The following is a 24,776-nucleotide window of genomic DNA, read 5'->3' as shown; positions in this document are numbered from 1 at the left end:
AAGAGGAACGCATGGCGGTTACCAACAAGGGCGGAACCCCGGTTCTCGGTCTGGATATCGGGGCGGCCTTCATCAAGGTCGTTGAAATGCGCCCAAGCAAAGGCGCCCTCTCGATTACCGGAGTCGGAGTGTTGCCCACCCCTCCCGGGTGCATCGTGAACGACGAGATCGTTGATCCCGCCGTCCTCGCTTCAGCGATCAAGCAATTGCTGGCCGAAAGCCGCATCAAGACGAAATCCGTGGTGGCCTCGGTCGCCGGGCAATCGTCGGTTGTTGTGCGCGTGATTGAAGTCCCCAAGATGACCGACAAGGAACTCGCGGAGACGATGAAATGGGAAATCGACCGGCACATCCCGTTCGCTCCGGACGAGGTTGTTAAAGATTTTGAGCCGATGGCGCGCCCCACCGACGACCCGAACTCGCCCAACATGGCGGTTCTGCTGGCCGTCGCCCAAAACGCCGTTGTCGCGGGCATGCTGCAGACGATACTTATGGCCGGCCTCACACCGGTGGCGATCGATGTAGAGTGCCTCGCAGGCGCGCGCGCGCTGTTTGACGTGGACGATGCCTATCCCGGCCAGACCGTTGCCCTCGTAAATATCGGCGCCTCCAAGATTGACGTCGGCATTTACGAGTCCGGAACGCTTGCCTTCCCGCGTACGATCCCCGTTGCGGGCAACGCGATGACGGAAGCGGTCTCCCACGCGCTCAATGTGGACATCACCCAGGCGGAGCACCTGAAGAAGCAGCACGGCTTCGTTCCCGATGACGCCAGCGAGCGTTGGGGTGGGGAAGCCCCGCAGGCCGAGGAGCAGTTCGAGTTCGGCGATTTTGCCGGCCAGGGCCTGAACCTCTCTGCCCCGCTCACTCCTAGCGCAGCCGGTATCGTTCCCCCTTCCGCCCCGGATATCCCGATATTCGGCGACACTCCGCAGACGATCCCGGAACCAACGTTCGGGACGGCGCCCGCCTTCGGTGACCCCGAGATTCCGCCCGCGTTCGGTGTTGACTTCTCGCCAGCGCCCGCCGACGGCCCGACCTTTGAACTGCCCGATGTCGGCCCGGCCAACAGCGGCCCCGTGGAGCCTGTTGTCGAGGCTGCCCCAGCGCCGGCCCCGGAGCCCGTACCTGAGGTCCTCACTGAGGCTGAAAGGCATCGCCGGGAGATTTCCGACGCGTTTATGCCGGTGGTCGCCGAAATGGCCACCGAGATCAAGCGTTCCGTAGAGTACTATACCACGCGAGCGAATGACGCCCGGGTGGACCGCGTGGTCCTGTTCGGCGGCGTGACGAATCTCCCGGGTCTCAATGGCTTCCTGGAGAAGGAATTGGGCCTTCCCGTTCAGATCGCTGGATTGCCCGCGGCGACATCGCTGGGCTCCCCGGCGGTTCCATCGGACTACCTTCAGCAGATAGCCGCGCTCATACCGGTGGCCATCGGTCTCAGCGCGCGCAACGCCATCGCCACGGCCCCCGTTGGAAAGAAAAAGGCCGCATAAATGTCAATCCCGACCATTAACCTGATACCGGCCGCCTATTACCTCCGCAAGAAGGTGAGAGTGGCGTGGTTGCTTGCCGCGTTACTCATTCTGGCCGAAGCGGCCGGATTGGTCGCGTTCGGCATGTTCCAGAATAACGTCGCCAAAGACCTGGCCGCCCGACAGGGAGTTGCCCAAGCCGCGGTGACGGAGATCGCCGGAATCAACAAGAAGGCGGATGACGCCACGGCGGCGGTAAAGGGTGTTCTGGAAAAGACCACGTTCATCGACACGGCCGTGAACCCCGTCACGGGAAAGAACGCCGGTTGGGCGAAGGTGTTCAATTCCATCGCCAATTATACCTACCCCGGCGCCGTTGTCTCAGACATCACGCCCACGCCGGGCTCGGTTTCCGTCACCATGCATGTTCGCCTGCCGGAATCGAAGAGAATGGCGCAGGCCACTTTGGTCAACATGACGACGCGGAATCTGCGGCGCTGCCCGATCATCGATTCCGTTATGGCCGTCTCGTACGGCGCGGCGAGTACAGACACGTCGGGTTCCGGCTCGTCTGTCGGCGCGCAGTCCCTGTCCGGCGGACCACCCATGCCCGGCGGGCCACCGATGGCGGGCGGCCCCCCCATGCCAGGTGGCATGAACCCGAACTCTCCCATGAGCATTGCCAGTCCCGCGACGGGAGCCTCCGGTCAATACAATTATGCGCTTGGCGGAGCGTCAGGCATGCCCGCCGCCGCCGCGCCGTCCGGTCCGCCGCAGCCGGCGATGTATGACGTTGAGATCGCCATCGACCTACTGAACAAGATAGATATCGCCACTCCGCCGGGCGCCGCCCAGCCGCAAGTACAATAGAGATGAATCTAACCCCCCCCAAACTGAAGCCTGTTCACATCGGAATCCTGGCGATCCTCCTGGCGGCCATCGTCGGAGGAGCGGCGGCGTACCTTTGGATCGCGCCGCTTGTGAAGACCAACACCGCCAACCGTGCCGCTGTCGAGGACCTGGAAGCCCAGGCGGATCCTTCGAAGAAGGCCGCCGCGGAGAAACAGCTGGCGACCGCCGAGCAGAAGGCCGCGATTACCCAGAACCAGTGGAGGGTGGCCCAGGCTCACTACTTCCGCATTGGTCCTCGGAATCAGCCGCTTGACCTCGGCGCGGATATCTGGACGGCCTGGGAGGATCTCACCCTTGAGAAGAACACCGTCTGCGCCTCCGTAATCACGCGATGGATCAGGAGCACCGGCAACACGGTGATCACCATGCCCGAGGTGAAAGGGCCGCCGGATGGAACGAACCCCAACACCATCGATCCCACGCTCGAAAAACTGGTTATCGAAGGCGTGAAGGTTCGAGGCACATTTCCGGGTATCATGCGGATGCTCAGGTCCACCAGGGAATGCCGGCGCCTGGCCTCGATCGACAAGGTGATCCTTACGTCCGCCCAGTCGCAGACGCAGGACGCGAATACCATCGGAGGCAGCCCCGTTCCGGCGTTCCTGACCGGCAACGGCGACACCGTCGTTGCGGAAATGAACATGACGGTCTATGTGTACCCGTTGAACGGCGACAAGATGCAGAAGGCTTCGGTTCCGGGCGGCGGCGCGGCCGGCGGCGCAACCACCCCGGGTGCGTCCGGACAACCCGGCGGCCCGATGCCTGGCGGCATGAGGCCAGGCGGCCCGCCGATGCCAGGTGGCCCGCCCATGCCCGGTGGACCGCCGATGCCCGGTGGACCGCGCCCCGGCGGCGCGCCGATGGGCTGATCGGCGCGGGTCGCGACGAGCGTTGCCGAGCAGTGTTGTGCTGAGTGAGAGGCAGATTGAATGGCGAAGTTTGACCTAAAAGAATACATCGAGAACAACCGCCAGCAGGCCATGATATACGGTGGTGTGGGAGCGGTGGTCCTGTTGCTCCTGATCCTCGGTCTATTCAAGGTGACGGGCATCATTGGCGGGTCCGGTTCGGAAGAGGTGGCTGCGAATCCGGATGGCACGACGGCCGGGTTCGGCGGCAACGCCGCCGGCCCACCGCTGCCCGGTGGCATGCGGCCAGGTGGCCCACCGATGCCCGGCGGCCCGCCGATGCCGGGTGGTCCGCCGATGCCCGGCGGAGCTGCGGGTGCGCCAGGCGCCCCGACTCCCGAAACCGCTCCGGCCCCAAGCCCTTCCAATGACGCTCCGCAGACCCTCGGGGGCGGCGTTCAAACGCTGGACGGCGGCTCTACCGGTTCCGCTCCGGTTGCCGCGGGGCCCAGGAGGGCGTCGAAAAAGGTTTCAGGGGCTTCCATATATGCGCCGCGCCGGGATCCGTTCGCCCCGTTCGGCATGAGGAGCGCGGCTGCGCTCCGTGAATTGCGGCGCAAATGGCTTGCGCAGCAAAGGGAGATTGCACTGAACGAGCAGATGCGCCAGCTTCCATCTCCGCCGTCCCTCTGGCGAACCAAAGCTCTCGTGGCAGAGACGCCCAATCCTTCCCAACCAAATGAGATCCCCGTCGTACGCCGCGTTGCCGGTCTCCTGTATGGAGATCGCGTGCTCGGTGTTCTGGAAACCGATGGTAAGACCAGTGTAGTTAAGCCCGGCGACGTCCTCACCTCAGGCACCGAACGTGTCAAGGTGACCCGCATCGACCGCGATGGCATCGTTCTCAAACGGCTCGATAGTCCGAAACCAGGTCAGTCCAGCACGATCAGGGTTCCGCTAAAGGGCGCTCCCGAAGGGAGCGTCACCACCCCCGGTGGCATGGGACGCGGTGTGCCGTATGGCGGCCCGGTCCCTGGCGGCTTCCGTGGTGGCCCACCGATGCCCGGCGGGCCACGTCCCGGCGGCCCGCCGCTGCCTGAAGGCTAAGGCCCCGGCCGATGTTCTGCGAGTCTATGGCGAATTTGAGGGATGCGGCTCATTGCCGAGTCCAATGAAAATGAGTACAATATGGTGTGCTTCCGCTGATGTACCGTCAGCAGCACCCAACGGAAGGAAACGTTTCTGTAATGAGATTTAGCCTGTTTGGAACAGCCGTCGTGCTGGTCGGGTTGACCTCCCTCGGTGTGTCTTCCGCGCAAGACACAACACCTGCTCCGACGCCCGCGCCCGCGCCGGTGGCCAAGCCCGCGAAGACGATCAGCATCGACTTTAAGGACATGGCCACTCGAGACGCAATGGACACTCTATTTCGTGGCACTGGCCTTAACTACGCCCTTACTCCGGAAGCCACACAGGTCGCTCCAACGGTAACGGTAACGCTGCAGGACGTCACGTTCGACGCCGCGCTTAACATCATCACGAAGACCGCGAACCTCTCGTATAAGAAAGACCGCGACACCGGCGTGTACATCATCGACGCCAAGAAAGTTGACGTGGCGGCCAGCCCGGTGGGCGGCACACTTCCGACCGACGCCGGCCCGGCGACGACGGATGTCGCTCCCCCGCTTCAGATTGAAAAGATCCCGATGAACTTCGCGGACTCGCTGGATATCTACGGAACGCTTTCTGGCCAGGGCAGCAACCGCGCGGCCAATAATATGGGCGGCGGCATGAGCGGCGGCGGCATGGGCGGCGGCTTCGGCGGCGGCGGCATGAGCGGCGGCTTCGGCGGCGGCAGCAGCTTCGGCGGCGGCGGCTTCGGCGGCAGCAGCGGCTTCGGCGGCGGCGGCTTCGGCGGCGGCAGCAGCTTCGGTGGCGGCGGCGGCTTCGGCGGCGGCGGCTTTGGCGGCGGCGGCTTTGGCGGCGGCGGCTTCGGCCGCTAGACGCCAGCGTTTTGCGCCGGGCGCCTTCCAAACAAAGGGGCCCGGCGCATCAAGCGTGTGCGAGCGTTCGCATCCGTTTGATATACATGGATTTTGAACAAGAACACATCACGGGCGATGCCATCCCGCCGGGAGCGGCACGTGAATTACGGCGGGAGCCATTCTGCTACCCTATCCGGCGCCCGTATCCAAATCAGGAGGGAATCTCGATGAATTCTGCGCGGCGACACAGCGCTAGGCCCCGGCTCTGGCTGGCGGTCTCCGGCATTCTTGCCGCCTCTCTGGCCGCTCCATTGATGGCTCAGAAACCGGCCGGCCAGGTCCAATTGGAACTGAGCAATACGCCCCTTACCGCGGCCATCGAAATGCTGACCCAACGCAGCGGAGCCAAGATCATTATCGCGGATCCCCCTTCGCTGGCCAGCAAGAAGGTAACGGTGTCCCTCAACGGCATGTCCGTTGAGAAGGCCCTCAACACCATTCTCACCGCGACCAAGACACCCTGGTACAAGGGAGAAGATGGCATCTTCTACATCAACTCCGAAGCGCCCGTGGCGCCCGTTGTTGTGGAAGCCACCGCTCCCGCGCCGGCCCGTATCGTGACAACCGAGAAGATCCAGTTGCGGAGCGCTAGCCCGTCAGACATCATGGTTGCGCTCTACATGGACGACTCTCTTTCGGTTCGACCCTTCACGTCGGGTAACAGCCTCAATCTGCTCCCCAATGGACGGACAGGCGGGCTCAACCCGGCCGGCGCGATGGGACCGGGAGTCCGGCCCGTGACCGTGATCGGAAGCGATACCAGCTCCGATCAGGCGAACGCCGATATCCAGGAACTGGATTCCGCGGGGCAGATCGGCTTCCCACGGGGCGGACGGCGCGGTGGAACGACCGGCTTCGGCACACAGCCCGGACAGCCCGGCGCCACCGGAACCACCGGGCTGGGGCAGGCCCCCAACACCGGCACCAACGCCAACAACAACCAGAACCGCCTCGTACCCGACGGCATCGACACAATCTTCCCGTATCAGGAGGACAACAGCCTCCTCGTTCGCGGTGAGCCGGATGCCATCGACGAGTTGAAGAACATCATCCAGCTTCTCGACGTTCCGGTGAAGCAGGTAAGTATCAAGGCGGAATTCGTAACCGTCAGCGATAACGACCTGGACGCCTTCGGGCTGAACTGGTCCACCTCGGTCCTCAACAGCAACGTCACAACCGACATCGGCGGCCAGGGCACCCAGGCGACACCTACCATCACGATGAATATCGCCCAGGGCAACATAAACGCCACGCTGACTGCTCTCAAGCAGAACAACCGCGCCCATACGATTCTGGCTCCACTGATCAGCACACTCAATAACGTCGGCGCCACGATCTCCAGCAACGAATCCTACCCGATCTGGACCTCCAGCATCTCGCAGGGAAACGTTGGCGGCAACATCGCGACCAGCACGCTGCAGCAGATCCCGACGACTACCGGCCTCTACGTTCTGCCGCGAATCAACCGGGATGGCAGCGTCACCGTCCAACTGTCCCCGCAGGTTCAGCAGATCAACGGCTTCATCGCCGGCCCGAACGGTCAGTCCGCCCCGATCATCATTGGGCAGCAGCTTCAGACGATCCGGCGCGTCAAGAGCGGTGAGAGCATCGTTCTCGGCGGCCTCCAGACCAAGACGGACTCCGTGACGACCCGAGGCATCCCGTTCCTGCAGGATCTGCCGTTCGTTGGCCGCTTCTTCCAGAGCCACGACAAGAGCGTCAAGAACTCGCAGCTTCTGATCTTCCTGACGCCGACCATCGTTGAAGACGATTCAGGCGCCCAGAACTCGCCGGGCTAGGCGAAACGCAGCGAATCGAAAAGAATGCGCGAACGGTCCGCCAAGGCGGGCCGTTCGCGTTTGAAATACCAGACACCCTGACACCCGACACCTGAAACCTGATACCCATCATGAACCCATTCCGCTTTATCACGGCCGGCGAATCGCACGGACCGGCGCTGACGGCAACGATCGACGGCCTTCCGGCCGGCCTTCCATTCACGGCGTCTGCCATTGACGTTGACCTGGCCCGTCGCCAGAAGGGGTACGGTCGAGGTGGCCGGATGGCTATCGAGCACGACCACGTGCGCATCCTGAGCGGAGTACGCCACGGCGTGACGCTTGGCAGCCCGGTCGCTCTGATGGTGGAGAACAGGGATTGGGCGAACTGGTACACGGCGATGAGCGCAGAACCTCTGACAGACGATCAGGCGGCGGAGGCCGTTCAGGGAGCCGAAGCCTTCCGCCGCGCGCCTATCACCGTGCCGCGTCCGGGCCACGCCGACCTGGCGGGTGCGCTGAAGTATGATCAGCGGTCGGACTTGCGGAATGTCCTCGAACGGGCGAGCGCGCGGGAAACTGCGATGCGCGTCGCGGTTGGCGGGGTGGCAAAGCGCCTTCTGTCGGAGTTCGGGGTAGATATACGCGGCCGGGTAACCCGCATCGGCGCCGTCACCGACGATACGCCGGCGGGGCCGATCGCCGAGTGGAGTGAACGCGCCGAAAACAGCGAAGTTCGCTGCCTGGACCCAAACGCGGAGGCCGCGATGATTGCCTCCATCGATGCCACGCGAGGCGATGGCGATACGCTCGGCGGGGTCTTCGAGGTCGTTGCCGAAGGACTCCCGCCGGGCCTCGGAAGCCACACCCAATGGGACCGGAAGCTGGATGGCAGCCTCGCCCGGGCGTTGATGAGTATCCAGGCGATCAAAGGCGTAGAGATTGGCCTCGGTTTCGGCGCGGCGGCGCTCCCGGGTAGCCGCGTCCACGATGAGATCCTGTACGATGGCGCCATAGAAAGGCCCACCAACGGCGCCGGCGGCCTGGAGGGCGGAATCACGACCGGACAGCCATTGGTAGTTCGCGCCGCGATGAAACCGATCGCTACGCTCCGAAAACCGCTCCGGAGCGTCGATATCCGCACCCTGGAGCCTGTTGACGCGCATTTTGAGCGCTCCGACGTCTGCGCCGTGCCCGCCGCGGCAGTGGTCGGAGAGGCCATGGTTGCCATCGTTGTCGCGCAAGCCTTCCTGGAGAAGTTCGGCGCCGATAGCCTCTCGGATATTCGCGTCGCGTTCGAAGCCTACGCTGCCCGCATCGCCGACCTCTGGCGGCCCCCGGCCCGGGCCGACAGATAGTGGGCATCCCCGCCTCGCATCTTCAGCCCCGGCCCTCTCCACCTAGAATCGCGCTCATCGGGATGATGGGAAGCGGCAAGTCGTCGGTCGGCATCGCGCTGGCCGAGCGCCTTGGATGGCGATTCACGGATACCGACACGGCCATCACGGAAACAACCGGGCGGACCATCCCCGATATCTTCGCGACCGACGGCGAGGAAGCGTTCCGCGACCTCGAGTCCTCCGCCGTCCGCGATGCCGTTCGCGCGGATCAGGTCGTCATTGCGACCGGGGGCGGCGCGATACTCCGCCCGCGAAACCGCGAGGTGCTGTGGTCCCGGTGCTGGGTTGTCTGGCTCGCCGCAAGTCTCGACGAACACTGCCGGCGGGTGCAGAGTAGCGAGAGGCGGCCCGTTCTGGACCGCTACAGCGACCCCGTGCAGGGAGCCGGGGAGGTGCTCGCTGCCCGGGAACCGTTCTACGCATCGGCGCACTTCACCGTCGACACAACCGGCCTTACCGTCGAGGCGGTGGTCGCCGCCATCCTCGACGAATGGCGCGAACTCGCTCCGTAGTCCGCCAGACCGGCCCGTTTGGCTGCGGGAACGTCCCCTTGCTGTTTACATTTGCTCCCGATCCATGACACCATATGAATGACGCAATCAATCATTAATGATTCGGTCGCTCATCAATAGGCGACTCTTGACGCATCAATCAGGCATCAGTCAACAGGGGGTATAAATGCTCGCGGCTCTTAACGACCTGCTATCGGTTCTCTTCGCGGAGAAACTGCTGGTACTATTCGCCATCCTTCTGCTGGGATCGTGGATCGGTCATCTCTCTATCAAAGGCATCTCGCTGGGGACGGCCGGCGTGCTTGCGGTGGCGCTCGTATTCGGGAATTATGGCCACACCGTTTCAAAAGAGATCACCGATATCGGGCTCCTCTTGTTCGTCTACGCAGTGGGTCTTCAGGCCGGGCCCAGCTTCTTCCGGACCTTCAAGCGCCGCGGCCTTCAATACGCCCTCATAGCAACCGTCGCAGTTCTGATGGGTTGCGCCCTCACGGTCGTCATGGTCAAAGTGCTCAATCTCCCGTTTGACCTGGGAGCGGGCCTGTTTGCCGGAGCGCTGATGAACACACCGGCCCTCGCTTCAGCCACTGAGACGGCGAAGGGGATCCTTGGGCCCGCGCAGACGCCGCTCACAGCCGTCGGCTATGGCATTGCGTATCCGTTCAGCGCCATCAGCGTGGTCCTGCTCATCCAGGTTCTGCCGAAGTTCATGGCGAAGCGGGTGAAAGGTGAAGACCAGAAGTGGCTCCGGGACCGTGCTAAGCGCAATGAGCGACTCAAAGCCAGGCATTTCAAGGTCACCAATCCTGCGTGTGATGGCAAAGGGGTTCGCGAAATCAATCCCCATCGCGCCAGCGTATCCAACATTTCGCGCGTGCGGCACGCCGGTGTCGTTATGCCGGCGGGGCCGGACACGGTGCTCATGCTGGGTGACGTCGTCACGGCCGTCGGCGCCGATGACGAACTCGACAAGATGGCGATGCTCATCGGCGAGGAAACGCACAAACCGAGCGACCTCGATACGTCCGTCACGGCGGATGAAGCCGACGTCACGAACAAGGCCATCGTCGGCCAAACCATCGCCGATCTCGGCGTCTGGGAAGAGTACGGCGTCGTCATCACCCGCATCCGGCGCCAGGATGTGGAGCTCGCACCGACCGGAAGCACAACGCTGGAGTTTGGCGATACCCTTCGAATCGTGGGCGAGCGCCGGAACGTAGCTCAATTCGCGGGAGCCGTTGACACCGGACATCGCAAACAGGATGAAACCAACTTCGTGCCGTTCCTGTTCGGACTCGCCGCCGGGGTCGCGATCGGCGTGATCCAGCTTCGCCTCCCGAACGGGATGGCGGTGAAACTCGGCGCATCGGGTGGAGCGTTCATCGTCAGCCTGTTGATGGGCCACTTCGGAGGCGTAGGCCGATTCCGACTCCACGTCCCCGCCGGAGCGCGCAATTTCTCCCGAGAATTGGGCCTCATGCTCTTCCTGGCCGGCGCGGGAACTGCGGCCGGATCCAAATTCCTGCCGGTCTTTGAGCGCTACGGGTGGCAGTTGCTCGGGGCGGGCGCCCTGATAACCGCGGCCACGGTGGTGACGGTTCTCGTCCTCATGCTGGCGATCTCCCGGATGACGGTGTCGCAGTCAATGGGAGCGCTCAGCGCCTGCATGACCAACCCACCGGCCCTCGCGGCGGCGCAGGGTCAGAGCGAGACCGATGTGCCCACCCTCGCCTACGCCAGTGTGTACCCCGTCGCGCTGATCCTGAAAATCGTCACGGCGCAATTCCTCGTTCAGGGGCTTGCGCAACTGATGGGCGTGGCCCGGTAAGCGCGGAACACGCTTGTCATCGCGTATCCCGCTGCAGTTATCCGGCGCAGCAAACGTCGTGAATAGCTCGGGGCTCATTAGCGGCGCCAGGCAACGGATTGCGTCCGGGGGGAGGCGGGCTTGCTCCCCCCTTTGCGCGATTTTGGACAGCGCGACCGGGTTGCGCTAACATCTGTGACAATAGACGGGCGTTTGAACGCCCAAATCAGTCACTTACCGGAAAGCAGAGGTTTATATGCCGGTTCAGGATCTGTCCAGAGTGATCGCCGCGTCCGTCGTCCCTGTCGTCATCATCTCGGCGTGTGGTTTGATGTGCCTTGCGTTCTACAACCGTCTGTCCTCGATCGTCGGGCGGCTGCGCGCCTTTCAGCGCGAACGGCTTCAGGAACAGGACTGGCTGACCAACCACGCAACAGAGGATGACCAGACGGTTGTCGCGCGGCATCAGCAGCTTCTGGATATGCTGCAGGTCCAGACCACGCACGTTACCCGCCGGGCGAGGCTCATTCAGCGGACGCTGCTGTGTCTGCTGACCGCCATCGGTTCCCTCATCGTGTCTTCGCTCTGTTCCGGCTTAAGCATCGAGTGGCCCGAGGCCATCACCGTGGCGGCGATCATGTTTGTCGTGGGCCTTCTGAGCGTGCTGGCTGCGGTTGTGTTCGCGATGCGGGAACTGCTGGCCGCTCTCGAACCAATCGAACTGGAGAGCCAGTTCGTCGCGGATTTGGTCGAAGGCATCGAAGCAGGGGCCTGACGATGCGTCGCATCGCCGTTGTCGGACCCCCAGGTTCGGGAAAAAGCACGCTGGCGCGTCGTATCGGGACAGCCCTCGGGTTGGAGGTCATCCATTTGGACCGCTATTTCTGGCGTCCAGGCTGGGTCGAAAGCCCGCGTGACGAGTTCGCCGCGATACACCAGTCCCTGATCCGGTCGGACGCCTGGGTCATCGACGGCAACTATGGCGCGACCATGGACGACCGGTTCACCGCCGCAGACACCATCATCTATCTGGACGAGGGCTCCGCGTGCTGCACCTGGCGAATCGTGGCTCGAATGTGGCGCACCCGCGGCTCAGCCCGCCCCGACTTGAACGAAGGGTGTGTTGAGCGGTTGACGTGGGATTTCGGGCCGTTCGTCTGGTACACGATGACGTTCAATCGGCGAAAGCGACCGCTGATACTCGCCGCAATTGAGCGGTATCGCGACGGTGCCAGAACGGTGGTCGTATTACAGGGCAGGCATGGCGCCGATGACTTCGCGGCGACGATGGGCCGGCCAATGGTTCCACGGGGTGAGGGCTGATGAAGCGAACTGAAAAGATGATTCAAGTGGAGCTGGGCGCGCGGACATACCCCATAATCGTTCGCCCCGGTCTGACGGGTGGGATCGCGGATATCCTCCCGCACCTGGTCCCCGCACGGCGCCTGCTAATGGTGTCACATCCCGTTCTGATGGAACTACACGGGCATATCATCGCGTCAGATCTATTGAAGGCCGGATATGACCTCCGCGTGGCGGTTGTGCCGGCCGGGGAAAAGTCGAAATCGCTGTCTATGGTCGCTCGTATTTACGGCGAGATGGCCGAGGCGGGCCTGGATCGCCACGGCTGCGTGCTGGCGCTGGGTGGCGGCGTGATAGGAGACCTGGCCGGGTTCGCGGCGGCAACGTGGCTCCGGGGAATAGACGTCATCCAGATTCCAACCACGCTTCTGGCGATGGTTGATTCGGCCATTGGCGGTAAGACGGGTGTGAACCTGCCCATCGGCAAGAATCTGGTGGGCGCTTTTCATCAACCGAGGGCGGTCCTTGCCGATCCGGACGTCCTGCGAACCCTTCCTGCCCGCGACATTCGTAGCGGGTTGGCCGAGGTGGCGAAATACGGCGTCATCGCCGATGCGCCACTGTTTGAGTTCATGGAGGCGAACGTGAACGCGTGCGCGGCGGGCGAGCCTTCCGCACTGGCTCGCTGCATCTCCGATTCCGCGGCCTGCAAGGCGCGGGTTGTGAGTGCGGACGAATGCGAGGGCGGCCTGCGGGCCATACTGAATTACGGGCACACGGCCGGACATGCCGTGGAGAAGGCTGCCGGTTACCGAAGGCTTCGGCACGGCGAGGCGGTCGCTATCGGGATGATCGCCGCCGCGCGCACAGGCCGGGAAATGGGCATCACACCCGGGGATGCGGTTCGTCGAATCGAGGCCCTGATCACCGCGCTTGGTTTGCCCGCGAGTGTGCCGTCGGGTATCACGGCGGATCAGTTGATGGCGGCGATGGCGTTCGATAAGAAAGCCCGGGGCGGCAGCGTGCGGTGGGTGATGGCTACGCGTATCGGAGCCGTGGAAACCGGCGTCGAGGCGCCGGTTGACCTTGTCCGCTCCGTCCTGACTGGCATGGGTGCCGTGTAGGGAGGGCGGCGAACCGGGAACAGGCGTCCCCGGCGACTCTGCGTTGCGAAGAGGTTGAAAGCGGAATCATGAGAACTATTATATCGTTTACCGCCGCGCTTTGGCTGTTCACCGTTGGGCTGCAGGGCGTTTCGCATCTCGCGCGCTACGGCCTGGTCCCCGGCCTGCCCGTTCGTCTCGGCCTCATCGATTTCACGCCTCAGTACACACTCCTTGCCGGCCTGGTTGTCGTCGTGGCGATTGCACGGCGCCTCGTACCGGATGCCGTGCCTGTCGAGAATCGGGACAACAAGCGTAAATGAGCAGCCTCGTCGCGATCGTCAATACGTCCCCATCGACCGTGTTGGACGATTACGCACGGGTGATGCGCCTCGCCGGCTATCAGCAGGCTCTCTCCCCGGATCGCGACACGATCCTCAAACTCAACCTGTCGTGGACCCTTTTCTATCCGGCGTGCTCCTCGCCCCCGTGGCAGCTTGACGGCGTTCTCCGGGCCATGCTCGCCGACGGTTATCGCAAGGGGTCGCTCTACCCGGTTGAGAACAAGACGGTCGTTACCGACCCTTGGAAGGGGGCCGCGAATAATGGCTGGCTGCCGGTCCTCAAGCGCGAAGGCATTCCGTTCACCGATCTTCCGAGCGTCGAGTGGACACGCTATCCGTTCACGAACGATTTCCTGGTGCTGAACAGGATCTTCCCGGAGGGGATTGAAATCCCCAAAATGTTCGTCGGTCGAAACGTGCTGCATATGCCGACCGTAAAGACCCACGGACACAGCACAACCACGGGGGCGATCAAGAATTCGTTTGGCGGTCTCCTCAAGGAAGTACGGCACTATTGCCACGAGTTTATCCACGAGACGCTGGTGGACCTTCTCCTGATGCAGAGGGAGATCCACCCCGGAGTCTTCGCGGTGATGGACGGCGCTGTGTGCGGCGATGGAGCCGGTCCCCGCACCATGGTCCCGCGGGAAAAGAACGTGTTGTTGGCAAGCGCCGATCAGGTGGCGATCGACAGCGTCGCGGCGTCGCTGATGGGTTTTGATCCGATGGCGATCCCGTACCTGAAAATGGCGCATGACCGCGGGTTGGGGTGCGCGGATATCAGCCGGATCGAGATAGTAGGAGACACCGCGCGGGCCGCGGAGAGATGGGGTTTCAGCACACGGCGATCGTTCGTCATCTGGGGCGACCAGATGCTTCGAAAGGGACCGCTGCGCCTGCTGAAGAAGCCTCTGCTGCATTCCTCGCTGAGCGGATGGGCGCCGGCGGCTTCGAACGCGTATCATGATGGCTGGTGGTACCCGATGGTGGGCCGCCGCAATGTGCGCGAGTTCATGCGCTCGGACTGGGGTCGCCTTTTTGAGACATACCTGAACCCGGCGCCCGTGTCGTGACAGCCGGGCTTACTTTGCGTTAGAACCATTGATGTCGGACTCAAGCACAACTGGATCGAAAAACGACGCCCCCCTGATCGCGGGGCGCTACGAACTCGAACAGCGGGTTGGCGAGGGCGCGCTCTTTGACGTCGCTCGCGCCCGGGACCGCGAGACCGGGCGAACCGTCGCCGTGAAGATCCTAAAATCCGCGCTTGCCCGTGACCGCCGCTTCGCGGCCCGCCTCGTCGCCGAGGCGAAGGCGACCGAATCGCTGATCGACTCGCACGTGGCCCGCGTTTTCGATTCCGGCCTGGACGATGGCAGCGTGTGCATCGTTACAGAGTTTGTGCCCGGCGCCAACCTGCGTGACCGCATCCGGCGTACGGCGCCGATGCCGGTCGCCGTTGCCGTGGACATCGCCGTTGAGATTGCCGAAGCGCTTGCGGCCGCGCACGCCGCCGGCATCGTGCACGGCGATCTCCGGCCGGAGAACGTGCTGTTGACCCAGCAGTCGTTCGTCAAGGTCGCGGATTTCGGGCTTTCGCGCGCCATTTCCGCCAGCCCCGACCTCGAGCAGAATTCGCTTCTTCGGTGGGTGCAGTGCGCGTCTTGGGAAGCGGCCGAGGGGCAGATTCCCACACCCGCCTCCGACACCTACAGCCTTGGGTGTATTCTGTACGAGATGCTTACGGGCGCGCCGGTCTTCCCTGGTGACAACGCCATCGTGGTCGCGCTGAAGCACGCGAAGGACACCCCCCGGCCCATAGACGCCGTGAATCCCTCGGTTCCGAAGCCCCTGGCCGACCTCGTGATGCGGTGTCTCGAGAAGGAACCGGGCGCGCGATACGCCGAGGGCGCCGCTATGCTGGCCGATCTGCGCCGCATCCAGGACGCTTTGCGATACAATAAGCCATTGGACTTCACTCCTGCACAGGTGCTCAAACCAGTGACACACACCAAACGACCGGAACGAACTGAAGACTACTACGATGACGGCGATCCGAAGATTGTCGTCATTTTGCGGGCGCTGATCCTGATGCTTATCGGCGCCGGCCTCGTCGCCGTCTGCGTGCTCCTGTACAACGCCCTTCAGCCGCAGAAAGAGATTGTCGTCCCCGATGTGATCGGAAAGGACAAAGGGGAGGCGCAGCAGATTCTCCTGGACAAGGGCCTCCAGTCCAACCTGAAGATGACCGAGAACCGGCGTCACGCCGGTGAAGTGGTGAACCAGGACCCGGAGCCCAACGGCACCGTCAGGCCCAACCGAACCATTCTGTTGCTGGTCAGCAAGGGACCGAGAATGACCACGGTGCCGGCGCTTACGGAGATGTCCATAGACCGCGCTAGGGAAATTGCCGCCGCGGCGAACCTCGCGGTGAAGAAGACCGCACTCAAACACAGCGAAGACATCCAGAAGGACTACGTGATGGACCAGGACCCGCCGGCCGCCGAACAGGTCGCGCCGGGGTCCACAGTGAAGGTCACTGTCAGCCTGGGCCCGGTACCGGTGCCCGCCCCACCGCCTCCGGTGGATACGTATAACCCGGATAACCCCGCCCCGCCCGGAGCGTCGTACGGAGCGGCAGGCGCGCCCACGGGACGCCCGCGCAGCTTCAAGATATCCTTCCAGATCCCCGCGACGGGTTATGAAGAGCCAGTCGAGGTTCAACTGGTTATCGTGGACGACCGCGGTGAAACCACTGTCGCCGATGAACAGCATCGGCTCGGTGAAGTTGTCACCAAGAACGTAGACACGGTGGGTGATGGCGTTCGCATCCGCGTATTCCTGAATGGCAAATTGTACAGTCAGGAGCTGAAATGATCGGCTCGGGCGATCCAGCCATCAAGATTTCCGTATCCTTGCTGGCATGCGATTTCGCCCGCATCGGGGAACAGGTCTCGGAAGCCGAACGTGCCGGGGCGGACATCATTCACCTCGACGTGATGGACGGCGCGTTCGTTCCGAACATATCGTTTGGCGTGCCGGTCATCAACAGCGTGCGTAAGGTAACCGGGCTGCCGTTGCAGACGCACCTGATGATCCAGGATGCTGATCGCTACATCGAGGCGTTTCGAAAAGCCGGCAGCGATCAGATCTGGGTTCACGCCGAGGCGTCGCCCCATCTGCATCGTTCTTTGCAGGCTATCCACGCCGCCGGGGCGAAAGCGGGCGTCGCGCTCAATCCGCACACCCCGCTGGACGTGCTGGAGTGGGTGAAGGACGACCTCGACGCGGTGCTCATTATGACTGTCAACCCGGGGTTCGGCGGGCAGTCATTCATCGAAGCGATGCTGCCAAAGATCCGCGCAGCGCGGGCCATGCTGGGCCCGAACGTCGATGTGGCCGTTGACGGCGGAGTGGACGCGAGGACGGCGCCCTTAGTGGTGGATGCGGGCGCCAACGTGCTGATCGCGGGCACAGCTGTTTTCTCACACCCCGGTGGTGTGGCCGCCGGCATTGCTGCTCTGCGTTAGCGCGGACCACGGAGGGGCGTAATGGGTTTGGCGGGCGGTTGGTGGGGAGTAGCGGGCATTGCGCTGGTCGCAGTGTTCCTGGCGCGGGAGTTTTTCAAATTCCAGCGTGGAGAAGTCACCCTGACGCCGCGCCAGAAGGTTGTGCGTTTGCTCGGTGGCGTACTCCTGATGGGCATCGCCATCATGCTGGTCTACTCTCCCATCGCCCTCCAGCCGTTACCCGGAACGACCATTCTACAGCGAGATGCGCTCACGCTTGGCTATTGGGGAATTTGCCTGGGCATGACGGTGCTCCTGCTGCTGATGGCGGTGATGGATGCGGGCGAGATCAGTCGACAGTATCTCGCGTCGCGCAAGGCGATCCGCCAGGCAACCATCACACGGGAGGACGTTGACCGGATCCTTCGCGCGGATCACAAGGATCACCCGGATGACGTGGGCAAATGATGAATGATGCAGCATGGATGTGCGCGGCCTACCGGGAAGCCGTGCGGGCCGTGGGGAGCACGCACCCCAATCCTCCGGTGGGGTGTGTCATCGTTCGCGACGGCGTTGTCGTCGGGCGCGGACATACACAGCCACCGCCCGGCCCCCACGCTGAAGTCACATCGCTGGAGCAGGCCGGCCGTCTGGCCCGCGGGGCGACCGCTTACGTTTCGCTGGAACCGTGCAACCACCACGGTCGGACACCGCCGTGCGCGTCGGCCCTTATTGAAGCCGGCATTTCACGCGTGGTTGCCGGCGTCCGCGATCCCAACCCTCTGGCATCCGGCGGGTTTGATTCGCTTCAGAAGGCGGGAGTCGGTACGGCTGTGCTGGATCCGGGTGGCCGCGCCGCAGCCCTGCTGGCCCCGTTTCTGCATTGGGCCCGCACCGGGCGTCCCTATGTGCTGCTGAAGGCCGCGATGACCCTGGACGGGAAGACGGCATCCGCAAGCGGTGAGTCTCGTTGGATCACATCTTCGGTCGCTCGAGCATACGTCCACCGCCTGCGCGCCCGGTTCGGAGCGGTCATGGTCGGCGTCGAAACCGCGCTCATCGATGATCCTCTGTTGACGGTCCGCCACGAGCATTCATCGCTTGAGGCGCGGTCGCAGCCTGCGCGAATCGTGATGGATTCCCACCTCCGCCTGCCGGTCGAATCCCGCCTCGTCGCGTCCGCAGCGTCCTCGCCGCTCATCGCCGCTTGCGGAGAGACCGCGAGTGCGGAACGCGAAAACCGTCTGCGCGAGGCCGGAGTCGTGGTGCTCCGCGTTCCCGAGCGTGACGGGAAACCCGACTTTGCTATACTGCTTGCGGAGCTGGGAATGCGGGGCGTTACCGGAATCGTGCTCGAGGGCGGCGGCGAACTTGCCTTTACCGCTCTGCGGGACGGTTGTGTCAACGAGGTCCTGTATTTTATTGCGCCGACGCTCATGGGCGGGCGCGATGCCCATACGCCCATCGGGGGTGCCGGGTTCGCGTCGCCGGCGGTGTCGGCGCGGCTGAGCGATATCACTATACGCCGCTGCGGCAGGGATTTTGTATTTCGAGGTTTTGTCAGGTAAGCGGGACGCACAGGAGATTGGCGGCATTCTCCTGGTTCCTGTCTCCCTTATCCTTCCGATTATGTTTACTGGAATCATCGAGGAAGTTGGAAAGGTTCGCGCGGTTGAACCGCGTGGCGAAGCCCTTATTCTGCGCGTGGAATGTGCGAAGGTCCGTGAGGACGCGGGACCGGCCAGCAGTATCGCCGTGGATGGCGTATGTCTGACGGTGGTGGAAGTCGCCGCGGACTCCGTGGGGTTCGACGTGATGCCGGAAACACTTAGCAAGACCGCTCTCGGCGTGCTGAAGCCCGGCTCTCCCGTGAACCTTGAGCGCGCCATGCGCGTAGGAGACCGGCTGGGCGGCCATTTCGTTCAGGGTCATGTGGACGGCGTCGGTACCGTCACCCGGGTGGACGCGGAGGGCGAATGGTATCTCATCGCGATAACAGCCCCCGAACTCGTGAAGCGTTACCTTATCCCGCACGGCAGCGTCAGCGTGGACGGCGTGAGCCTGACCGTTGCCCGCCTGGACCCGGATGAGTTCACCGTGGCCCTGATTCCGCATACATTGGAGAATACCGGGCTCGGTGCGAAGAGGGCCGGCGACCTCGTGAACCTTGAGGCCGACATGCTCGGCAAATACGTTGACAGTTTGATGACGGAGAGAAAGTAGCATCCGGCAACCGGCATTCAGCATTCAGGTCGGAACCCGAATGCTGATTGCCGGATGCCGGATACTGAGCGAATTATGTTCAGCAAGATAGAAGAGGCGCTGGAGGACCTGCGCGCGGGTCACATGGTGATCGTGACCGACGACGAGGACCGCGAGAACGAAGGCGATTTCGTGATGGCGGCGGAAAAGGTCACGCCGGAGCACGTCAACTTCATGATCACGCACGGTCGCGGCACCCTTTGCGTGCCGCTTACGGCCGCGCGCCTGGAACAGCTCAGCCTGCCCCTGATGGTCCAGCGCAATACCGCCGCGCTTGGCACGGCGTTCACGGTCACCGTTGACGCATCGCACGGCACGACGACCGGAATCTCGGCCTTCGACCGCGCGCGGACCATTCAGACGCTGGTGGATCCGGCGGCCAAACCGTCCGATCTGGCGCGCCCAGGACACGTTTTTCCGCTTCAGGCCGCTGAAGGTGGCGTCTTGCGCCGGGCCGGGCACACGGAAGCCAGCGTGGACCTGGCGCGCCTCGCCGGGCTTCAGCCCGCCGGCGTCGTGTGCGAGATTCTGAGCGAAAACGGTTCCAGCGCCCGTCTGCCGGAACTCCGCGAGATCGCCGATCGAGCCGGCCTGAAGATCATCACAATCGCCGACCTAATCAAATACCGCCGACGCACCGAACGCCTCATCGAGAAGGTCGCCGAGACCGATCTTCCCACGTCGTACGGCCTGTTCCGTGTCCACGGCTACAAAAGCAAAGTCGATCCGAACCCGTACATCGCTCTCACGATGGGCGATGTCACGACAGGCGAGCCAACCCTCGTACGCATACACAGTTCCTGCCTTACGGGCGACATCCTTTCCAGTCTGCGATGTGACTGCGGCGACCAGCTGCAACTGGCCCTTGCCCGGATTGCCCAGGAAGGTCGAGGACTCCTGCTTTACATTGAGCAGGAAGGCCGCGGTATCGGGATACTGAACAAATTGCGGGCCTACGAACTGCAGGACGAAGGCGCGGACACCGTGGAGGCGAACGAATTGCTGGGCTTGCCGCCGGACGCGCGGGACTACGGCATCGGCGCGCAGATACTGGTGGACCTGGGGGTCAGCAAGATTCGCCTGATGACGAACAATCCCGCGAAACGCGCCGGCATGGAAGGCTATGACCTAGAAATCGTCGAGCGCGTCCCGCTGGAGATAACACCGAACGACATGAACGCCCGCTACCTCAAGACCAAGCGCGACAAAATGGGGCACTTGCTCGAGAAGATCGAACACTGACACGAAGATGAGGCACTACGAGAACACCACAGGCGAAGGCGTCACGGCGGAAGGTCTGCGTATTGCCGTTGCGGCAAGCCGCTACAATCGCGATGTGACCGATGCGCTGCTGAACGGCGCGCTGTCCGCCCTGCGTGAGGCCGGGGCGGCTGAGGCGGACGTTACGGTCGTTCGCGTTCCGGGTGCATTCGAACTGCCTCTCGCATTGCAGGCTCTCCTGAACACAGGCATGTTCGATGCCGCGGTTGCCCTGGGCGCCGTAGTTCGCGGCGGTACACCACATTTCGATTTCGTGGCTCAGGGCTGCATGCAGGGTCTGATGCGCGTGAGCCTTGACTCGGGTATCCCCATCGGCTTCGGCGTGCTAACGACCGATAATCAGGCCCAGGCGCTTGAGCGGAGCCGCCCGGACGAGGCGAACAAGGGCCGGGAAGCCGCCCTGACCGCCGTCGAAATGGCCCTCTGCGTCAGGCCGGTGCAGCCGATCGCGGAAGGGGCCGAAGCGTGACGGGAGCGATCATCGGCTGTGGGCGCATCGTTCAAGACCACCACGTGCCGGCATGGCAGGCTCTCGGTCGTGCGGCCGTCAGCGACTGGACCATCGCGGACCCTACGTCCGAGAGCCGCTATGCCGTCCAGATGGCTTTGGGTGTCCCGGCCCAGCACGCGTACAGCGATTATCGCGCGCTGCTCTTGCGGGAACGCCCGGACTTCGCGGTCGTGAACTCGCCGCACGTGTCTCACGAGACGATCGTGATCGACTGTCTGCGCGTTGGGGTCCCCGTTCTAGTGGAGAAGCCGATGGCCGCGACTCTATCCGCCGCGCGACGCATGATCGCTGTCTCCGAGGCCGAGGGCGTTCCGCTGGGCGTCATCCACAACTACCGGTCGCGGCCTCAAAGCGAACTCGCCAGAAAGCTGCTTGCCGACGGGGCGGTTGGCCGCCCATTCCTGTACCGCACGGAATCGCTCGGAATGGGCTGGCACCCCGGCGCTGCGGGATACGATGCCGACTGGCGCATCCGCCGCGCGGCGGCGGGAGGAGGCTGTTTGCTGGATAACGGCTACCACGGCGTCTATCTTTCGCAGGATTTCTGCGGAACCGTGGAGTCCGTTTTTGCCCGCATCGGCGCGCTGCGTCCCGGCGTTGAGGTTGAAGACACCGCATTGCTGCTTGTGACGCACGAAGGCGGCGCGACGACCAGCCTTCAGGCGGCATGGAGCCTCGGTGGAGAGAGCGCCGCGGTCAACGAGATCTACGGCGACGAGGGCACCATGCGCTTCGAGCCCGATGGAACTGTGGCCATCAGCCGGGGGAGTGGACATTGGGACCGGCATCACGCGGCGCCGGACGCGGGATTTCAGGCCGTGTTCAAGCGCTTCCTGGAGTGCGTTCAGGGGCACGGCGTGCCGTGTACGACCGCCAACGAAGGCCTCGAATGCCTGCGTGTAATCCGCGCGGCCTATGCCAGCGCCCAGCGCGGCGTACCGGTACGATTGGCGGACTTCGAGGAGTAGGACGCTGCATCCGAAGTACGATGGGCCGGGGGGCCTTCAGGCAGGGGCCTATGTCCCTGGCGGTTCGGCAATAGGGAGAATCTTGCGTGGCCGGAAAAGTCTATCTTGTTGGCGCTGGGCCGGGTGATCCCGGCCTTATCACCGTCCGGGGGCGCGAAGCCCTCGAAGCGGCGGACGTAATCGTCTACGACCGCCTGGCATCGCCTCGCCTGCTGAAGCATTGCCGCGTGGACGCCGAGCGCGTGTATGTAGGCAAGCAGTCGTCGCGCCATACCCTTACCCAGGACGAGATTAACGCGCTCATCGTGGATCGGGCGCTGGCCGGCAAGACGGTGTGCCGCCTCAAGGGCGGGGATCCGTTCGTATATGGCCGTGGCGGCGAGGAGGCCGAGGAATGCGTTAAGGCCGGCGTACCGTTTGTGATCGTGCCTGGCGTCACCTCCGCTATCGCCGCCCCGGCGTACGCGGGCATCCCTGTTACGCACCGCAAACTATGCTCGGCCCTCGGCATCATCACGGGGCACGAAGACCCGGGCAAGACCGAATCTTCTATCCGCTGGGCCGGGCTGGCCGAGGGGCTGGACACTCTGGTCTTTCTGATGGGCGTTGAGAATCTGCCCAACATCGTTCGCGAACTCGTGGCGAACGGCAAGGCTCCCGAAACCCCGGTGGCGCTTGTCCGATGGGGAACGACCAGCGATCAGGCGACTCTCACCGGCACCCTGGCCGATATTGTGGACCGCGTCCGCGAGGCGGGGTTCAAGGCGCCCGCCGTTACCATCGTGGGCGAGGTCGTCAATCTCCGCGAAACGCTTCGGTGGTGGGACAACCGGCCGCTGAGCGGCAAGAGAATTGTCGTCACACGCTCTCGCGAGCAGGCGTCCGAACTCAGCGAACGTTTGGAAGAACTCGGGGCCGAAACCATCGAGTTTCCAACTATCCGAATTGAGCCGATGCCGGCCCTGGAAGGCTCGCCCGTCTTCGGCTGCCTGCCTCTGGATTACGATTGGATCATCTTCACGTCCGCCAATACCGTTGCCTGCCTTCTGGCAGCGCTCAAGGCGAATGGTGGAGACATACGTGCGCTGGGAGCCGCCAAACTGGCCGCCATTGGACCGGCAACCGCCGAATCGCTGGCGGGCATGGGGCTGATCGTGGACTATGTGCCGGGTGAATTCGTCGCGGAGGCCGTGCTCGCCGGCTTCCCGGACAATCCTGCCGGCAAGCGCATCCTGATCCCGCGCGCCGAGGTTGCCCGGGAAGTGCTGCCGGAGGAACTCGGCGCGCGCGGAGCGGAGGTCACGGTCCTGCCGGTCTACCGCACTGTGCCCGATGGAGAAGGCGCAGATGAGCTCAAGGCTCGATTCGAGAACGGGCAGGTGGACGTTGTCACCTTCACCAGTAGCAGCACCGTGCGGAATTTTCACGACGCGATCGGCGACGTCCCAATGGACGGCGTCACCGTCGCCTGTATCGGCCCGGTGACAGCGCTGACCGCTCGCGAACTCGGCTACGACGTTCGCGTAACCGCGGACACTTACAGCGTCCCCGGCCTCATCGGGGCGCTCACGAAGGCGATTCTGTGAGTTGGTCTTTGTGCCTACGTGCTGAAACGAGAGTTAGAATATGTCAGCCTTTCCCATAACCCGTATGCGCCGCCTGCGGAAGACGCCGGCCCTTCGCAGCCTGGTCTGCGAGACCGAAGTCAGACCGGGCGATTTCATCTACCCGCTGTTCGTCGTCCCCGGGACCGGGGTGCGCCACGAAGTGTCGTCCATGCCCGGCGTCTACCAGTTGAGCGTGGATTTGTTGGACGCCGAAGCCGATGAAATCCTCTCGCTCGGCATCCCCGGTGTGCTGCTGTTCGGGCTGCCGGAGACCAAGGATGAATGCGGCAGCGGCGCCTTTGCCGAAGACGGCATCGTTCAAAGGGCCGCCCGCGCGCTCAAGACCCACGCGCCCGACCTGATGGTCGTCGCGGATACCTGCATGTGCGAGTACACGTCACACGGCCACTGCGGCCGCCTGGACTCGGACGGTTACCTCAACAATGATCTGACGTTCGACCTTCTTTCCCGCGCCGCCGTCTCACAAGCCGCTGCGGGCGCGGACATCATTGCACCCAGCGATATGATGGACGGCCGCGTTGCCGCCATCCGCTCCGCCCTCGATGCCGCCGGCTTCGAGCTCACGCCGATCATGTCCTACGCAGCCAAGTTCGCCAGCGGCTTCTACGGACCCTTCCGCGACGCCGCGGACAGCGCACCCGCCTTCGGCGATCGCCGCCAGTACCAGATGGACCCGCCCAACCGCCGCGAAGCGCTTCGCGAGATGGAACTGGACGCGGAAGAGGGGGCCGACATTCTGATGGTCAAGCCGGCGCTGGCCTACCTGGATATCCTCCGCGAGGCGCGCAACCGTTTCGACCACCCGCTGGCCGCCTACAACGTCAGCGGCGAGTACGCCATGGTCCACGCTGCCGCCCGCAACGGCTGGATCGACGGCGAACGCGTGATGATGGAGATCCTCACCGGCATCAAACGCGCCGGCGCGGAGATCATCATCACATACCACGCCAAGGACGCCGCGCGGCTCTTGAAGGACTGACCGAACACCGGCTCAACGCGGAAGACGCGGGGCGCTGCCGATCTGTGCGTCCCTGACGCATATCGGTCTCACCGCAACCGCTCCCCGCCGCTTCGCTCCGGGCCTGTCA

At 63.6% G+C, this 24,776-nt stretch carries 24 protein-coding genes; all 24 read left to right on the top strand.

Translation table 11 applies throughout. From position 1 onward, the window contains the following. The first annotated feature begins 11 nt into the window (after window positions 1-11). Window positions 12-1,499, top strand: a complete 1,488-nt coding sequence (pilM, locus tag VGM51_05225) for a type IV pilus assembly protein PilM (GenBank protein ID HEY3412448.1) — start codon at window positions 12-14, stop codon at window positions 1,497-1,499. After that, window positions 1,500-2,348: a hypothetical protein gene (locus VGM51_05220; GenBank protein ID HEY3412447.1), complete on the top strand. Its 849-nt coding sequence runs from the start codon at window positions 1,500-1,502 to the stop codon at window positions 2,346-2,348. It abuts the gene before it with no gap. 2 nt (window positions 2,349-2,350) lie between these two features. After that, on the top strand, window positions 2,351-3,259 hold the full coding sequence (locus VGM51_05215) for a hypothetical protein (protein HEY3412446.1): 909 nt from the start codon (window positions 2,351-2,353) through the stop codon (window positions 3,257-3,259). Between the two features lie 60 nt (window positions 3,260-3,319). After that, complete coding sequence (locus VGM51_05210; GenBank protein ID HEY3412445.1) at window positions 3,320-4,345, top strand: hypothetical protein; 1,026 nt, start codon at window positions 3,320-3,322, stop codon at window positions 4,343-4,345. Between the two features lie 140 nt (window positions 4,346-4,485). After that, on the top strand, window positions 4,486-5,241 hold the full coding sequence (locus tag VGM51_05205; GenBank protein ID HEY3412444.1) for a hypothetical protein: 756 nt from the start codon (window positions 4,486-4,488) through the stop codon (window positions 5,239-5,241). A gap of 209 nt (window positions 5,242-5,450) precedes the next feature. Then, window positions 5,451-7,082: a hypothetical protein gene (locus tag VGM51_05200; GenBank protein HEY3412443.1), complete on the top strand. Its 1,632-nt coding sequence runs from the start codon at window positions 5,451-5,453 to the stop codon at window positions 7,080-7,082. Window positions 7,083-7,192: 110 nt separating this feature from the next. Beyond that, the gene (gene aroC, locus VGM51_05195; protein HEY3412442.1) at window positions 7,193-8,419 is read left to right on the top strand and encodes a chorismate synthase; all 1,227 of its coding nucleotides are present in this window, start codon (window positions 7,193-7,195) and stop codon (window positions 8,417-8,419) included. Between the two features lie 62 nt (window positions 8,420-8,481). Continuing rightward, window positions 8,482-8,973 carry a shikimate kinase gene (locus VGM51_05190; GenBank protein HEY3412441.1) on the top strand — a complete coding sequence of 164 codons (492 nt, stop codon included), beginning with the start codon at window positions 8,482-8,484 and terminating at the stop codon, window positions 8,971-8,973. Window positions 8,974-9,139: 166 nt separating this feature from the next. Next, the gene (locus VGM51_05185; GenBank protein ID HEY3412440.1) at window positions 9,140-10,801 is read left to right on the top strand and encodes a TrkA C-terminal domain-containing protein; all 1,662 of its coding nucleotides are present in this window, start codon (window positions 9,140-9,142) and stop codon (window positions 10,799-10,801) included. 235 nt (window positions 10,802-11,036) lie between these two features. Beyond that, window positions 11,037-11,555, top strand: a complete 519-nt coding sequence (locus VGM51_05180; GenBank protein HEY3412439.1) for a DUF2721 domain-containing protein — start codon at window positions 11,037-11,039, stop codon at window positions 11,553-11,555. Between the two features lie 2 nt (window positions 11,556-11,557). Further along, window positions 11,558-12,103, top strand: coding sequence for an AAA family ATPase (locus VGM51_05175; protein ID HEY3412438.1), 546 nt, complete (start codon window positions 11,558-11,560; stop codon window positions 12,101-12,103). Further along, on the top strand, window positions 12,103-13,206 hold the full coding sequence (gene aroB, locus VGM51_05170) for a 3-dehydroquinate synthase (protein ID HEY3412437.1): 1,104 nt from the start codon (window positions 12,103-12,105) through the stop codon (window positions 13,204-13,206). The genes VGM51_05175 and aroB overlap by 1 nt, the downstream gene beginning before the upstream one ends. 68 nt (window positions 13,207-13,274) lie before the next feature. Then, a complete protein-coding gene (locus VGM51_05165) occupies window positions 13,275-13,508 on the top strand; it encodes a hypothetical protein (protein ID HEY3412436.1) in 234 nt (77 codons plus the stop codon). Beyond that, window positions 13,505-14,602 (top strand): DUF362 domain-containing protein, encoded by a 1,098-nt coding sequence (locus tag VGM51_05160; protein ID HEY3412435.1) that lies wholly within the window; start codon window positions 13,505-13,507, stop codon window positions 14,600-14,602. Before VGM51_05165 ends, VGM51_05160 begins: the two co-directional genes overlap by 4 nt. A 31-nt stretch (window positions 14,603-14,633) precedes the next feature. After that, window positions 14,634-16,406 (top strand): protein kinase, encoded by a 1,773-nt coding sequence (locus VGM51_05155; GenBank protein ID HEY3412434.1) that lies wholly within the window; start codon window positions 14,634-14,636, stop codon window positions 16,404-16,406. Beyond that, entirely contained in the window at window positions 16,403-17,059 is a 657-nt protein-coding gene (gene rpe / locus VGM51_05150) for a ribulose-phosphate 3-epimerase (protein HEY3412433.1), read from the top strand. The genes VGM51_05155 and rpe overlap by 4 nt, the downstream gene beginning before the upstream one ends. Window positions 17,060-17,080: 21 nt before the next feature. Then, window positions 17,081-17,506, top strand: coding sequence for a hypothetical protein (locus tag VGM51_05145; protein HEY3412432.1), 426 nt, complete (start codon window positions 17,081-17,083; stop codon window positions 17,504-17,506). Beyond that, window positions 17,503-18,606: a bifunctional diaminohydroxyphosphoribosylaminopyrimidine deaminase/5-amino-6-(5-phosphoribosylamino)uracil reductase RibD gene (gene ribD / locus VGM51_05140; protein ID HEY3412431.1), complete on the top strand. Its 1,104-nt coding sequence runs from the start codon at window positions 17,503-17,505 to the stop codon at window positions 18,604-18,606. The genes VGM51_05145 and ribD overlap by 4 nt, the downstream gene beginning before the upstream one ends. A 61-nt stretch (window positions 18,607-18,667) precedes the next feature. Beyond that, window positions 18,668-19,261 carry a riboflavin synthase gene (locus VGM51_05135; GenBank protein HEY3412430.1) on the top strand — a complete coding sequence of 198 codons (594 nt, stop codon included), beginning with the start codon at window positions 18,668-18,670 and terminating at the stop codon, window positions 19,259-19,261. A gap of 75 nt (window positions 19,262-19,336) precedes the next feature. Continuing rightward, window positions 19,337-20,542 carry a bifunctional 3,4-dihydroxy-2-butanone-4-phosphate synthase/GTP cyclohydrolase II gene (locus VGM51_05130; GenBank protein ID HEY3412429.1) on the top strand — a complete coding sequence of 402 codons (1,206 nt, stop codon included), beginning with the start codon at window positions 19,337-19,339 and terminating at the stop codon, window positions 20,540-20,542. A 7-nt stretch (window positions 20,543-20,549) separates the two neighbouring features. Continuing rightward, complete coding sequence (gene ribH, locus VGM51_05125) at window positions 20,550-21,050, top strand: 6,7-dimethyl-8-ribityllumazine synthase (GenBank protein HEY3412428.1); 501 nt, start codon at window positions 20,550-20,552, stop codon at window positions 21,048-21,050. Further along, window positions 21,047-22,060: a Gfo/Idh/MocA family oxidoreductase gene (locus tag VGM51_05120; protein HEY3412427.1), complete on the top strand. Its 1,014-nt coding sequence runs from the start codon at window positions 21,047-21,049 to the stop codon at window positions 22,058-22,060. Before ribH ends, VGM51_05120 begins: the two co-directional genes overlap by 4 nt. Before the next feature lie 86 nt (window positions 22,061-22,146). After that, window positions 22,147-23,646, top strand: coding sequence for a uroporphyrinogen-III C-methyltransferase (gene cobA / locus VGM51_05115; GenBank protein ID HEY3412426.1), 1,500 nt, complete (start codon window positions 22,147-22,149; stop codon window positions 23,644-23,646). 40 nt (window positions 23,647-23,686) lie between these two features. Further along, on the top strand, window positions 23,687-24,667 hold the full coding sequence (gene hemB, locus VGM51_05110; protein HEY3412425.1) for a porphobilinogen synthase: 981 nt from the start codon (window positions 23,687-23,689) through the stop codon (window positions 24,665-24,667). The last annotated feature ends 109 nt before the right edge of the window (window positions 24,668-24,776 follow it).

Source organism: Armatimonadota bacterium (genome assembly GCA_036504095.1).
Taxonomy (GTDB): domain Bacteria; phylum Armatimonadota; class DTGP01; order JAKQQT01; family JAKQQT01; genus DASXUL01.
This window is presented reverse-complemented; position numbering and strand designations above follow the sequence as displayed.